This is a genomic window from Yoonia vestfoldensis DSM 16212 (assembly GCF_000382265.1).
In the GTDB taxonomy this organism is placed as follows: Bacteria; Pseudomonadota; Alphaproteobacteria; order Rhodobacterales; family Rhodobacteraceae; genus Yoonia; species Yoonia vestfoldensis.
Map to the genome: position 1 here is coordinate 71367 of NZ_KB907977.1, position 13502 is coordinate 84868.

Here is a 13502-nt window from a genome sequence, read left to right on the forward strand (position 1 = left end):
ATGGCCTAGGCCACCACCGCCATGGTCAGCGGGCTGGTGGGCAGGGCAAGGTCCTCTATCACGTTGAAGTGATGATGATTTTCCGCAATCGTCAGCGGGCAGGCCCAGACATGGGCCAGCTTGGTCGCCTGTTCGACAAATGCAGGACGTTCCGCACCGCCGACCCAGACCGTCACCGGACAAGGCGGCACGGGCGAATTGACGGGGCTTTCGGCCTGCGCGATTTCCGGGGTGATGCGCAGATCGGCATTCATCGTGGTCTGCATTAACGGGGCCAGATCGGCCACGGGAGAGACCGGCACGACGCAGGCCACGCGTTGCTGCCATGCCGCCCCGTGACGCGGCGCCATCGCGCGGGCCACCAATTGCCCGCCCGCCGAATGCCCGACCAGCCGCACAGGCCCCGGCACACGCCGCGCGATCACGTCGATGGCGCGCACGATCTGGTCGCCGATCTGCGGAATCCCGACCTTGGGGCATAGATCATAGGACGGCATCGCCACCGCCCAGCCCAGCGCCAGCGGCCCCGCCGCCAGATGCGACCAGAAGGATTTGTCGAAGCGCAGCCAATAGCCGCCGTGCACAAAAATCACGACCCCCCGCGCCAACCTGTCGGGGTGGAACAGATCAAACCGCTGGCGGTCGGATTCGCCGTAGACCAGATCAAGCTCGCACCGCGCCGACTGACGAAAGCTGGCCGCCTGCGCAGCCCAGCGATCAGGATAGTCCGCACCGCCGGGGATATAGGCCGCATTTGCATAAGCTTCGTCCAGATCCATGTGGCGGTCCCCCCTTTACCTTCCCCCCTTGCAGGGGCCACATTAGGCCAAAGTCACAGGAGACTACCATGCTCGATGATACGACCAACCTCAAATCCCTGCTGCGCCGTCCCGATCTGGTCTGTGACGCTGCGTTTGTCGGCGGAGAATGGACGCAAGCCGCCAGCGGGAAAACCTTTGCCGTCACGAATCCCGCGCGCGGCGACGTGATCGCGCAGCTGCCCGATCTGAGCCGTGCCGAAGTCGCCCAAGCGATCGATGCCGCGCAAAAAGCGCAGAAACCCTGGGCCGCGCTGGCCGCCAAGGAACGGGCGAAAGTGCTGCGCAAATGGTACGACCTGATGATGGAAAATCAGGAGGATCTGGCGATCATCATGACCTCTGAACAAGGCAAACCCTTGGCCGAGGCGCGCGGAGAAGTCGCCTATGGCGCGTCCTTCGTGGAATGGTTCGGCGAAGAGGCCAAGCGCGTTTACGGCCAGACGATCCCCGGCCATATGCCCGACAAACGCATCACCGTCATCAAGCAGCCCATCGGTGTGGCGGCGGGAATCACGCCGTGGAATTTTCCCAATGCGATGATTGCGCGGAAAGTCGCCCCTGCGCTGGCCGCAGGCTGCGCCTTCGTCGTGCGGCCCGCGTCGCTAACGCCGTTGTCGGCCCTTGCTATGGCGAAACTCGCCGAAGAAGCGGGCGTGCCGAAGGGGCTGTTCTCGGTCGTGACCTCGACCTCTTCTTCCGAAGTCGGCAAAGAATTCTGCGAAAACCCCATCGTGCGCAAACTGACTTTCACCGGATCGACCGAAGTGGGGCGGATCCTTCTGAAACAGGCCGCCGATCAGGTGATGAAATGTTCAATGGAGTTGGGCGGCAACGCGCCGTTCATCGTGTTCGACGATGCCGATCTCGATGCGGCCGTCGAAGGGGCCATCGCCTGCAAATTCCGCAACAACGGGCAGACCTGCGTCTGCGCCAACCGGATCTATGTGCAAAAAGGCGTCTATGACGCTTTTGCCGCCAAGCTCAAGGTCGCCGTCGAAAAACTGCGCGTGGGCGACGGCTTGGCCGATGGCACCACGCTGGGGCCGCTGATCGAACCCGCGGCGGTCAAGAAGGTGCAGGAACATCTGGACGATGCTTTGGCCAAGGGTGGCAAGGTTCTGACCGGCGGCAAGCCGCATGATCTGGGCGGTCAGTTCTTTGAACCCACCATCGTGACGCATGCAACCAAGGACATGCTGGTCAGCACGGATGAGACCTTCGGCCCCTTCGCGCCGCTCTTCATGTTCGAGGATGAAGACGACGTGATCTTTCAGGCCAATGACACGATCTTCGGCCTTGCGTCCTATTTCTACGCCAAGGACCTGTCCCGCGTGACCAAGGTGGCCGAGGCGCTGGAATACGGCATCGTCGGCGTGAACACGGGCATCATCTCGACCGAGGTGGCGCCTTTCGGCGGCGTCAAGCAATCCGGTCTGGGCCGCGAAGGGTCATCGCATGGCATGGATGATTACATGGAGATGAAATACATCTGCACCAGCGTGTAAACCTGTAGGGCGGGGCTTGCCCCGCTCTTCACGCCAACTGACTGCGCGCCAGCGGGATCACGTCACCTTCGATCAGCCGCATGATATCGCCGAAATGCCCTGCGGACCGCGCGGGCAGGTTCGGGTCCGATGTCAGCGCCAGCGTCTTTTCCAGCGCCGGCACCATGCAGATCACCTGCCCGCCGTAGCCGCGCGCCAGCGCATATCGCACCCCGTCCGCCTGCCCCAAAAACCAGCCATACCCATAGCTGAGGCCCGAGAACTGCGACCGCGTGCGCGGTTCCAGCGACCGCGCGACCCAATCGGCACTCAGCACCTGCGTGCCGCCGAACTGCCCGCCCATGCGGTACATCTCGCCGAACCGCGCCATGCCATCCAGCGTCAGCGCCATTTCGTTGCCACCCAGATACCGCCCCTGCGGATCGCGGGTCCATGCGGGGATGTCGATGCCCAAAGGCTGGCCCAACCGTGTGCGCGCAAGGTCCAGCAAGGACCGCCCCGACACTTCGGACAGAACCGCGCCAAGGATGTGGAACGACCCCGTGGAATAAAGCATCTGCGCGCCCGGTTCCGCCACGAAAGGCCGCGACAGCGCATTGGCAACCCAGTTGCGGCTGTTCACCCAAGGCCCGTAATTGCTGCCCGAGGTCCGCTCCAACCCCGCCTGCATGGTCACGAGGTTTTCGATGGTGATGCCTGCCACGCGCGGATCGGCCCCCGACGGGATCAGGTTCGGCGCAACCTCGCCCAGGGTCGCATCGAGCGATGGCAATTCCCCGCGATCCAGCGCCGCCCCCGTTAGGGCCGCGACGATGGTCTTGGACACCGATTTCACCGGCACCGCCCGGCCCAGCGACGGCCCGCGAAACGCCTGAGACAGCACCTCGGCCCCCGACTGCCGGATCACGATGGCGCGGCACTGGTCAAGTGCGCGCACACGCTCGGCCACAGCGGCCCAAGGGTCCGACTGTGCGACCAGCGGCGTTCCGAACGTGGCCGCAGCCCCCAACAAGACAGCGCGGCGTCCCAGCATCGGCATGGCAAATCCTTTTGTTACTCGGTGCTAGGATAGGACAGCGCGCGGGAGGTGCCAGTTACATTTGCGTGTGTGGGGGGTTTGGGAATGAACCGCCGACTGTCAGGTACGAAGGTCTGACAGGCGGGACCTTACGCCCCCTTGGTTTAGTGCGTTCTAAGGTCAGCTTAGGTACACCGTCCAACAACCGGCGGTTTCTAGAGTTTCAATTTCAACCCAGAGGGTGCGAAAATTTTACGTTTATCGGCTGTTGCTATGATCAGTCATGAATCCTGACATGGCGCTCTTCGCGATTTCAACTTGGTCATATCCGGCACCTGGACGATGCGCGGTGTGCGTCTGGCGCGGAGCGCGCGCTTTTCTGTAACGCCTAAGTGCTACCGTCACGACCACTGTGATCGCGAAAATCACAAAAACCAAAGCAATGATGATTTGACTAGCTGTCATACAAAAGGCCCCTACCCCAACTCCGCCGACGGAATGATCGCAAAGAACGCACCCCTAGACCGCACCCCGAACCACCGCTCGCCCTCGTGCTCGGCATGTTCGCCCAGATCGACCAGCCGGTAGAACGACTTGCGGTCAATCAGCGCTTCGAGGTTCGCGCGGACCAGCACATAGGGCGACGGCTCGCCCGTTTGCGGGTCACGCACCACGCGGATCGGGTTCTCAGGGCCTGCGGTCACTTTGTCGCCCACGTTGGTGCGGAAGATCAGATCGTCCCCCTGCCGGTCCACGTCCACCGCCACGAAAGGCGCGTCATCGACCGTGATCCCGACCTTTTCGACCGGAGTTACCAGCACGTAATCATCCCCGTCGCGCCGCAGGATGGTCGAGAAAAGGCGCACCAGCGCTTCTCTCCCTATGGGCGTGCCCATGTAGAACCATGTCCCGTCGCGCGCGATCCGCATGTCGATATGCCCGCAATGCGGCGGGTTCCACAGATGCACCGGCGGCAAACCGCCTTTGGGGCCGCTTTTTTGGGCAGCAAGCGCACTTTGGGCCAGTCCGTCGGCGGTGGGGGCAACAATCTTTTGTGTGGTCATTCTTTTTGCCATTGGGATCGACAGGATTATCTGTTCTCTTGCAGCATATAGGTAATCCAAGGGGAAAGTCATGGCCGACGACGCCGATCTTGTCGCACAGATAGACGCATTGGGTGCAAAACTGGGTGCCGCGCGCGACAGTATCGCCGCCCGTTTCATTGGCCAGCGGCGCGTCGTGGACCTGACCTTGTCGGCGCTGATCTGCGGCGGTCACGCGGTGCTGATCGGCCTCCCGGGCCTTGGCAAGACGCGGCTGGTGGATGCCCTGTCCACCGTCATGGGGCTGGACGGCAACCGCATCCAGTTCACGCCCGACCTGATGCCCGCCGATATCCTCGGGTCCGAAGTGCTGGAAACCGCCGCAGACGGCAGCCGCGCGTTCCGGTTCATCGAAGGGCCCGTGTTCTGCCAGTTGCTGATGGCCGACGAAATCAACCGTGCCAGCCCGCGCACGCAATCCGCTCTGTTGCAGGCGATGCAGGAAAAAGAGGTCACGATCGCAGGCCAGCATCGCCCGCTGGGCGTGCCGTTCCATGTGCTGGCCACCCAGAACCCGCTGGAACAGGAAGGCACCTATCCCCTGCCAGAGGCGCAGCTGGACCGCTTCCTTGTCCAGATCGACGTGCCCTATCCTGACCGGCAGACCGAAAAGGACATCCTGATTGCCACGACAGGGGTCGAGGATGCGCAGGCTGTCGCCGTGTTCACCGCGCAGGAATTGCTGGCCGCGCAGGCGTTGCTCCGCCGGATGCCGGTCGGGGAAAACATTCTCGACATGATCCTCGATCTGGTGCGCGCCTGCCGTCCCGATGACGCCACAGCACCCGATGTGATCCGCCAGAACGTCAGCTGGGGCCCCGGCCCGCGTGCCGCACAGGCGCTGATGCTGACGGTGCGCGCCTCGGCGTTGCTGGATGGCCGCTTGGTGCCATCGGCAGAGGACGTGCGCAACATGGCGGTGCCGGTGCTGGAACACCGCATGGCACTGTCCTTTGCGGCACGCGCGCGTGGCGAGGATGTGCAATCCATCATCAACGAAGTCGCAAGCCAAATCACACAGGTCGCAGCGGCGGCATGACGACACCGCTGACGCTTCGTTCGCAGGCGGAAACGCTTGCTGCCCATCTGCCGCCTCTCTTGGCGGAGGCAGAGCATCTGGCGTCGACCGTGCTGCTGGGCGAACACGGGCGCAGGCGGGCGGGCACTGGCGATACGTTCTGGCAATACCGCCCAGCCCAGAACCACGATGCCGCGCGCAGCATCGACTGGCGCCGGTCCGCACGGTCTGACGCGCGCTTTGTGCAGGACAAGGAATGGCAGATCGCGCAATCCATCATCCTCTGGGTCGATCAGGGGGCGTCGATGGGTTTCGCCTCCGACGATCACGCAACAAAGGGCGACCGGGCGCGCACGCTTGCGATGGCGCTGGCGGTGCTGCTGATCCGGGGCGGTGAACGCGTCGGGCTGACCGGCCTGCGCCTGCCGCCACGGCGGGGGTCGCTGCAATTGCAGCAGATGGCGCAGATCCTGTCAGAAAACGCCACGACCGACCACGGATCGCCTGATGCAACGGGCATGCTGCCGCATTCGCGGGCGCTGTTCGTCAGCGATTTTCTGGGCAATATCGACGGCGTGCGCGACGCGCTGCACCGTGCCGCGGATCGCGGGGTGAAGGGTGCGCTACTGCAGGTTCTCGACCCGCAGGAAGAGGCGTTTCCGTTCGACGGGCGCACGATCTTTCAATCCATGACCGGCAGCGTGCAGCATGAAACCTTGCGCGCCCGCGATCTCAAATCACGCTATCTGGACAGGTTGGCCGCGCGCAAGGATGAACTGGCGCAGCTGGCCCGCCTTACCGGCTGGCAGTTTCACACGCATCTGACAGGGCAATCCGCGACGCAGGCGCTGCTCTGGCTTTACGGCGCGCTGGAAAGGCGACGCTGATGTTCATGATCGGACCTATCGGATTTGTGGCACCGATGCTGCTGCTTGGCCTCATCGCCCTGCCGATCCTGTGGATATTGCTGCGCGCGGTCCCGCCTGCGCCTGTGCGGCGGCGGTTCCCCGGTGTCGCACTGCTGCTCGGGCTGACAGACGACGAAAGCCAGTCCGACCGCACCCCATGGTGGCTGCTGTTGTTGCGTCTGTTGGCTATCGCCGCCGTCATCATCGGCTTTGCGGGGCCGACGCTGAACCCGCAACAGGCGCGCGACGGGCGCGGCGATCTGGTGATTGCACTCGACGGCACGTGGGCCGGTGCGCCCGATTGGCAGGCCAAGATCGACCGGGTGTCGGCGCTTTTGACCGAAGCCGCAGCCAGTGAGCGCCGGGTCGCCGTCGTCACGCTGACCGGGCTGCCACTGGCCGAACCGCTGCCCTTTGCAGCACCGAACGCCTGGCAGGAACGGCTGGCGAACCTGCAACCGCAACCGTGGCAACCTGTTGCTGCTGCTCCTTATTTCGTAGATCAGGGAGATTTCGAGACCTATTGGATCAGCGACGGCCTCGACTATCCGGGCCGCGACGACCTGCTGGCCGCCTTCGAGGCGGCGGGCAATGTGACGGTGTTCCAGACACCACGTCAGGTGACCGGCCTGCGCCCTGCACGGTTCGAAGATGGCGAGGTCCGCGTGAGTGCTGCCCGCACGCCGGTTGGTGCACCCAGCGAGACGACAGTCACCGCCATCGGTCTTGATCCCGCAGGCGTGGAACGGGCGCTTGCCACTGTGCCTCTAATGTTCGAGGCCGGTCAGCAAGTGGCCGAAGCCACGCTCGACCTGCCGCCCGAATTGCGCAACCGGATCACCCGGTTCGAGCTGACGGGCACCCGCTCGGCCGCCGCCGTCAGCCTTGGCGATGATGCCTTGCGGCGGCGAGAGGTTGCGCTGATCGCAGGCCGAGATGACCGTGAAGGGCTGGAATTGCTGTCGCAACTCTTTTACCTGCGCGAGGCGCTGGAGCCCACCGCCGACCTGATCGACGGCAATCTGGAAGACGTCCTGCTTGCCAATCCCGATGTGATCATTCTGGCAGATGTCGCGATCCTGACCGATATCGAGGCGCAGGGCATCGCCGATTGGGTTGATCAGGGCGGGCTTTTGTTGCGTTTCGCCGGACCGCGTCTTGCGGCATCCGACGTGGGCCGCCGCGCCGAGGACCCGCTGTTGCCCGTCCGCCTGCGCGAAGGTGGCCGCAGCGTCGGCGGCGCGATGAGCTGGGGCGAACCCAAGGCGCTGGCGCCCTTTGCCCCCGATACGCCGTTCTTTGGCCTGACCATCCCCGACGATGTGACCGTCACCAGTCAGGTCATGGCGCAGCCCGACCCGACGCTGGCTGACCGCGTGATCGCTCAGCTGGCCGATGGCACGCCCTTGGTCACACGCAAATTTAGCGGTGACGGGCAGGTGGTGCTGGTCCATGTGACGGCAAATGCCGAATGGTCGAGCCTGCCTTTGTCGGGCCTTTTCGTGCAGATGCTGGAACGGCTCGCTGTGTCCACCCGCCCCGCGACGCCCGATGCCACAGAGCTTGAAGGCACGACATGGCAGCCGCAGGAATTGCTCGATGCTTACGGACGTTTGCAGGACGGGCGTGATCTGGCCGGTGTCGCGGGCGAAGTGCTGGCCGCCGGCATGACCGGACCGCAATTGCAGCCGGGGCTCTATGCCGAGCGCGACCGCCAGATCGCGGTGAACGTGATCGGGCCGGACACTGTGTTGACCGCCGCCCAATGGCCCGCGCGGATCGCTGTCGAAGGCATGGATGTGCTGCGCGCGACCGCGCTGAAAGGCTGGCTGCTGACGGCGGCACTGGCGCTGCTGCTGGTCGACCTGATTGCGTCGATGGCCGTGGGCGGCCGCCTGCGCGGGCCGCGCGCGGATGTCGCGGCGGCTGTTTTGCTGGCATTCTTCATCGCGCCGGATGCGCAGGCGCAGGCCACCGAGGACTTTGCGATCCAAGCCACGTCAGAGGTGGTGCTGGCCCATGTGCTGACAGGCGATCCAGAGGTTGACGAGGTGACGGCCGCAGGCCTGTTGGGCCTGTCGCAGACTTTGTTCCGGCGCACCTCGATCGAACCTGCGGCCCCGATGGGTGTGAATATCGAAACTGATGAATTGGCGTTCTTTCCGTTTCTTTACTGGCCGATCACGGCGGATCAGCCGCTGCCCAGCCGCGAGGCCTATGGCAAGCTGAACCGCTATCTGCGATCGGGCGGGATGATCCTGTTTGACACCCGCGATGCCGATACTGCGCGGTTCGGGTCCGGCTCTCCCGAGGGTGCGCGGTTGCAGGCGATTGCGCGGTCGCTGGATATCCCGCCGCTGGAACCGATTCCGGCCGACCATGTGCTGACACGCACGTTTTATCTGTTGCAGGATTTTCCGGGCCGCCACGCCAGCCGCGATGTCTGGGTCGAGGCCGCACCCGTGGATGCCGTCCAGATCGAGGGTGTACCGTTCCGCAATCTGAACGACGGCGTGACGCCGGTAGTGATCGGTGGCAACGACTGGGCGCGCGCCTGGGCCGTGACATCGAACGGTGGGCCGATGTTCCCTGTCGGGCGCGGCACAGCAGGCGAACGCCAGCGCGAGATCGCGCTGCGGTTTGGCGTCAACCTGATCATGCATGTGCTGACGGGGAATTACAAATCCGATCAGGTCCATGTGCCGGACCTGCTTGACAGGCTCGGGCAATGAGAATGCGGCTGAACTTGACCTGTCAGATGTCACGACATCTGACGCCTCCGGCGGGGATTAACGTGAATTGCCACAGGCAATTCACGCGGCACGGAAGAAGTGGGGATTTCGGTAAATGACCGGCACGGTGATCTTTGACCCGCTGATCCCGCTGATCGCGGTTTATGGTCTGGCGGGGCTGGTCGTCGTGGCCGTCACGCTCGCCGTCTGGCGGCGGTTGCCGGGCTGGTGGCTGCGCGGGCTGGCGGGCGTGGCCTTGCTGGCCGCGATGGCGAACCCGTCCTTGCAGCGCGAGGATCGTGCCCCGCTGAGCGATATCATCATGGTCGTCGTGGATGAAAGCGCCAGCCAGCGCATCGCGGGCCGCCCCGACCAGAATGCGCAGGCACTGGCGAACATCACCGAAGAACTGGAACGCCAGCCCAATACCGAAATGCGCCTTGTCACTTTGGGCGATGCCGAGGGGGATCAGGGCACCGCCCTGATGACAGCGCTGTCGCAAGCGCTGGCCGAAGAACCGCAAGGCCGGGTCGCGGGGATCGTCGTGATCTCGGACGGGCGTGTGCATGACATGGAAAATGCGCCTGCCCTGCCCACGCCGCTGCATCTGCTGCTGACGGGCGAGCCTGACGATTGGGACCGCAGGTTGGTCGTGTCCAATGCCCCCGCCTTTGCCATTCTGGGCGAGACATTCAACCTGACACTGCGGATCGAGGATCAGGGTGCCGCACCGGAGACACAAACGGTCGACCTGTCGATTTCCATCGATGGCGATACACCAATGACCCTGCCCGTTCCCATCGGCCGCGACATCGAACTGCCCGTGCAGCTGGAGCACGCGGGCATGAACGTGCTGCAATTCACGATTCCGACCGCCGAGGGCGAGTTGACCGACCGCAACAATGCCGCCGTCATCCAGATCAACGGCGTCCGCGACCGGCTGAGCGTGCTCTTGGTGTCTGGCGAGCCGCATCCGGGCGAGCGGACCTGGCGCAACCTGTTGAAATCGGATGCGGCCGTGGACCTCGTGCATTTCACGATCCTGCGCCCGCCCGAAAAACAGGACGGCGTGCCGGTCAATGAATTGTCGCTGATCGCCTTTCCCACGCGCGAGCTGTTTCTGGAAAAGATCAACGATTTCGACCTGATCATCTTTGATCGTTACCGCCGTCGGGGTATTCTGCCGAACGCTTATCTCGACAATATCCGCAATTACGTCGAACAAGGCGGTGCCGTGCTGATCTCTTCCGGACCGGAATACGGGTCCGCTGAAAGCATCTATCGTTCGCCTCTTGGTGCTGTGCTGCCTGGTGCGCCGACCGCGCGCGTGTTCGAGGAAGGTTTCGTGCCGCAAATCACCGATCTGGGTGCCCGCCATCCGGTGACGGCCGGTCTTGACGATCTGTCGCCGCCTGCGGCCGACGGCGACGGGCCGGGCTGGGGCCGCTGGTTCCGGCTGGTCGATGTGCTGGTCCCGCAGGAAGCGTCGGTCGTCATGTCTGGCATCGATGACCGCCCCCTGCTGATCCTGAACCGGATCGGGGAAGGCCGTGTCGCGCTGATGGCTTCGGATCATTCCTGGCTTTGGGATCGCGGCTATGAAGGCGGCGGTCCGCAGCTGGAACTACTGCGCCGGTTGGCGCATTGGATGATGCGCGAACCTGAACTGGAAGAAGAGGCGCTGTTCGTCGAACCAATGGGCCAGCAGATGCGGATCATCCGCCGCACCCTGTCGGAAACCACCGGTGACGTGACGATCACCCACCCCGACGGAACCGACACCACCGTGCCATTGACCGAGGTCTCGCCCGGCCGGTTCGAGACCTTGTGGGATGCGCCCGAAATCGGGCTTTACCGGCTTGACGACGGTGACGAACAGGCCGTGATCGCCCTTGGCCCCACGGCACCGCGTGAATTCGAACAGACGATCGCCACCGGCGAGGTGCTCGCCCCGATGATCGACGAACAGCGCGGCGGGGTCATGCCCGTGTCGGCGGGGTCCGTCGATATCCGCGCCGTGCGTCCGGGCCGTCCTGCCGCCGGGCGTGGCTGGATCGGGATCACCCCGCGCGAGGCATTCCAGACGGCGGATATCAAGATCACGCCGCTGGTGCCTGCCTGGCTGTTTTTGTTGCTGGCCGCGATGTTGAGCGTGGGGGCGTGGCTGCGCGAAGGGCGGCGCTAATCGTTCATCAACACGTTGCGCGGCAATGACGCAAATTCGCGCGACCAGATGATCCAGGCGACGATGATCGTCGCCACGACCAACGCGCCAGGACCGGCCAGCCAGGCCAGCGCCGCAAGCGCGAAATACATCGACCGCAGGCCACGGTTGAAATTCATCGCCGCGCGGATGTTCAGCTCTGCCGCTTGTGCTGCACGCGGATAGGCGATGGGGTCCGCCGGATCGTTCGGCACCGAGGCCATGACCACAGCGCAATAGCCAAAGACGCGGTTGGACCAGACAAATTTGAGAAACCCGTTGGTCAGGAACAGCGCCACAAGCGCAAGCTTGATCTGCCAGATCAGGACGGGCACCTGGGTATCCGTCACCTCTGCCGCGACGCCGCGCAGGCTTTCGGTATTGCCGAGCAATGCCAACACGCCGCCGATGGCGAACAGACTGGTCGAGGCGAAAAATGCCGTGCCTTCGCGCAACCCCCCCAATATCTGGCTGTCGAAGATCCGCGGTTCGCGGGTGACAAAAACCTTCATCCAGTCGCGCCGCCGTTCGGACATCAGCGTGGTCACAGAGGGGTTCTTTGCGCCGGGATGTTCGATCCGCCAGCCGATCACGAACCAGACCAGCACGATGAGCGCCGCAGCGATGGCGTCGAACAGGCTGAGCAAGGCAAGATGATCAAACAAGGTCATGCAAAATCTGTAACGGGTCCAGTTACGACTTGCCAGACGGCAAAATTGGTCATATAATTTTACCAGTCGCAGCGATAGGAGGTCCTCAATGCAAATGCCATTGCCGAACGCGGGTGTCTTGTCCCGCAAGGACCAGATCGTCGCCCGCTTGACCGCCGTGCTGCCGCCCGATGCGTTGATGTCCGATATCGCGGAAACCCGCGCCTATGAATGCGACGCGCTGACCGCTTATCGCTGCCCACCGCTGGCTGTCGTGCTGCCATCCACGACCGCAGAAGTCGCCGCAGTGCTGAAGGTCTGCCACGAACTCGGTGTTCCGGTTGTGCCGCGCGGATCGGGGACCTCGCTGGCGGGTGGTGCATTGCCGACGGCGGATTGCGTGATCCTTGGCGTCGCGCGCATGACACAGGTGATCGAGACGAATTACCCCGACCGCTATATCCGCGTGCAGACCGGCCGCACCAACCTGTCGGTGACAGGGGCGGTCGAGGCGGACGGGTTTTTCTATGCCCCGGACCCCAGCAGCCAGCTTGCCTGTGCCATCGCAGGCAATATCGCGATGAATTCGGGCGGCGCGCATTGCCTGAAATACGGGGTGACAACCAACAACCTGCTGGGTGTGACGCTGGTCACGATGGACGGCACGGTGATGGAGATCGGCGGCGCGCATATGGATGCCGGCGGGCTGGACCTGCTGGGCGTGATTTGCGGGTCCGAGGGGCAGTTGGGTGTGGTGACAGAAGCGACCCTGCGCATTCTGCCCAAACCCGAAGGCGCGCGGCCTGTGCTGATGGGTTATGACAGTTCCGAAGTGGCGGGTCAGGTCGTGACCGACATCATCAAGGCGGGCATCCTGCCCGTCGCCATCGAATTCATGGACCGTCCCTGCATCGAGGCGACCGAAGCCTTTGCCCACGCAGGCTATCCGATCTGCGAGGCGCTGCTGATCGTCGAGGTCGAAGGATCGCCCGCCGAGATCGACGCGCAGCTCGCCCTGATCATGGACATCGCGCGCAACCACAAGCCGGTGGAATTGCGCGAGGCCAAGGATGCCGCCGAGGCGGGCCGCATCTGGCTGGGCCGCAAATCTGCCTTTGGGGCGATGGGGCAGATCAATGATTACATGTGTCTGGACGGCACGATCCCTGTATCGGCGCTGCCTTATGTGCTGCGCCGGATCGGCGAGATGTCCAAGGAATACGGATTGGCCGTGGGCAATGTGTTCCATGCCGGTGACGGCAACATGCATCCGCTGATCCTGTTTGATGCCAATAAACCCGGCGACCTGGAACTGTGCGAGGCGTTCGGTGCCGATATCCTGCGGCTGTGCGTCGAGGTCGGCGGCTGTCTGACCGGCGAACATGGCGTGGGGATCGAAAAGCGCGACCTGATGCATGTGCAATTCGCCCCCGCCGACCTGGAAGCGCAGATGGCGGTCAAAGATGTGTTTGATCCGGCCTGGTTGCTGAATGCGGCCAAGGTGTTTCCGCTGGATAGCTCTGCCCCCAGGCGCGCGGCTTGAG

The 13502-nt window shown here is 63.8% G+C and carries 10 protein-coding genes; 6 read left to right on the plus strand and 4 right to left on the minus strand.

Features of this window, described 5'->3' with window-relative positions:
• Nucleotides 1–5: 5 nt before the first annotated feature.
• On the minus strand, nucleotides 6–779 hold the full coding sequence (locus H147_RS0106235; RefSeq protein WP_019954490.1) for a hormone-sensitive lipase: 774 nt from the start codon (nucleotides 777–779) through the stop codon (nucleotides 6–8).
• 68 nt (nucleotides 780–847) lie between these two features.
• Between H147_RS0106235 and H147_RS0106240 the strand changes: the two genes are divergently transcribed.
• Nucleotides 848–2326, plus strand: a complete 1479-nt coding sequence (locus H147_RS0106240) for an NAD-dependent succinate-semialdehyde dehydrogenase (RefSeq protein ID WP_019954491.1) — start codon at nucleotides 848–850, stop codon at nucleotides 2324–2326.
• Between the two features lie 28 nt (nucleotides 2327–2354).
• Here the strand turns inward: H147_RS0106240 and H147_RS0106245 are convergent, their stop codons facing one another.
• Complete coding sequence (locus tag H147_RS0106245) at nucleotides 2355–3365, minus strand: serine hydrolase domain-containing protein (protein WP_019954492.1); 1011 nt, start codon at nucleotides 3363–3365, stop codon at nucleotides 2355–2357.
• A gap of 455 nt (nucleotides 3366–3820) precedes the next feature.
• The gene (locus tag H147_RS0106250) at nucleotides 3821–4408 is read right to left on the minus strand and encodes a DUF1285 domain-containing protein (RefSeq protein ID WP_019954493.1); all 588 of its coding nucleotides are present in this window, start codon (nucleotides 4406–4408) and stop codon (nucleotides 3821–3823) included.
• Between the two features lie 70 nt (nucleotides 4409–4478).
• Here H147_RS0106250 and H147_RS0106255 point away from each other — a divergent pair, with 70 nt between their 5' ends.
• The 4 genes from H147_RS0106255 (at nucleotide 4479) to H147_RS0106270 (ending at nucleotide 11290) form a co-directional block, all read left to right on the plus strand.
• A complete protein-coding gene (locus H147_RS0106255) occupies nucleotides 4479–5486 on the plus strand; it encodes an AAA family ATPase (protein ID WP_019954494.1) in 1008 nt (335 codons plus the stop codon).
• On the plus strand, nucleotides 5483–6352 hold the full coding sequence (locus H147_RS0106260; RefSeq protein ID WP_019954495.1) for a DUF58 domain-containing protein: 870 nt from the start codon (nucleotides 5483–5485) through the stop codon (nucleotides 6350–6352). Before H147_RS0106255 ends, H147_RS0106260 begins: the two co-directional genes overlap by 4 nt.
• Nucleotides 6352–9105 carry a DUF4159 domain-containing protein gene (locus tag H147_RS0106265; protein ID WP_019954496.1) on the plus strand — a complete coding sequence of 918 codons (2754 nt, stop codon included), beginning with the start codon at nucleotides 6352–6354 and terminating at the stop codon, nucleotides 9103–9105. The genes H147_RS0106260 and H147_RS0106265 overlap by 1 nt, the downstream gene beginning before the upstream one ends.
• Before the next feature lie 115 nt (nucleotides 9106–9220).
• Entirely contained in the window at nucleotides 9221–11290 is a 2070-nt protein-coding gene (locus H147_RS0106270; RefSeq protein ID WP_019954497.1) for a membrane protein, read from the plus strand.
• Here H147_RS0106270 and H147_RS0106275 read toward each other — a convergent pair.
• Nucleotides 11287–11979, minus strand: a complete 693-nt coding sequence (locus tag H147_RS0106275; RefSeq protein ID WP_019954498.1) for a DUF599 domain-containing protein — start codon at nucleotides 11977–11979, stop codon at nucleotides 11287–11289. The two genes, H147_RS0106270 and H147_RS0106275, sit on opposite strands and share 4 nt — an antisense overlap.
• An 88-nt stretch (nucleotides 11980–12067) precedes the next feature.
• Here H147_RS0106275 and H147_RS0106280 point away from each other — a divergent pair, with 88 nt between their 5' ends.
• Nucleotides 12068–13501 carry an FAD-linked oxidase C-terminal domain-containing protein gene (locus H147_RS0106280; RefSeq protein WP_026352300.1) on the plus strand — a complete coding sequence of 478 codons (1434 nt, stop codon included), beginning with the start codon at nucleotides 12068–12070 and terminating at the stop codon, nucleotides 13499–13501.
• The last annotated feature ends 1 nt before the right edge of the window (nucleotide 13502 follow it).

Excerpts from the sequence above, each read along its gene's own strand:
- H147_RS0106235 (WP_019954490.1), bottom strand. The coding sequence starts at position 779 with ATGGATCTGGACGAAGCTTATGCAAATGCGGCCTATATCCCCGGCGGT.
- H147_RS0106240 (WP_019954491.1), top strand. The coding sequence starts at position 848 with ATGCTCGATGATACGACCAACCTCAAATCCCTGCTGCGCCGTCCCGAT.
- H147_RS0106245 (WP_019954492.1), bottom strand. The coding sequence starts at position 3,365 with ATGCCGATGCTGGGACGCCGCGCTGTCTTGTTGGGGGCTGCGGCCACG.
- H147_RS0106250 (WP_019954493.1), bottom strand. The coding sequence starts at position 4,408 with ATGACCACACAAAAGATTGTTGCCCCCACCGCCGACGGACTGGCCCAA.
- H147_RS0106255 (WP_019954494.1), top strand. The coding sequence starts at position 4,479 with ATGGCCGACGACGCCGATCTTGTCGCACAGATAGACGCATTGGGTGCA.
- H147_RS0106260 (WP_019954495.1), top strand. The coding sequence starts at position 5,483 with ATGACGACACCGCTGACGCTTCGTTCGCAGGCGGAAACGCTTGCTGCC.
- H147_RS0106265 (WP_019954496.1), top strand. The coding sequence starts at position 6,352 with ATGTTCATGATCGGACCTATCGGATTTGTGGCACCGATGCTGCTGCTT.
- H147_RS0106270 (WP_019954497.1), top strand. The coding sequence starts at position 9,221 with ATGACCGGCACGGTGATCTTTGACCCGCTGATCCCGCTGATCGCGGTT.
- H147_RS0106275 (WP_019954498.1), bottom strand. The coding sequence starts at position 11,979 with ATGACCTTGTTTGATCATCTTGCCTTGCTCAGCCTGTTCGACGCCATC.
- H147_RS0106280 (WP_026352300.1), top strand. The coding sequence starts at position 12,068 with ATGCAAATGCCATTGCCGAACGCGGGTGTCTTGTCCCGCAAGGACCAG.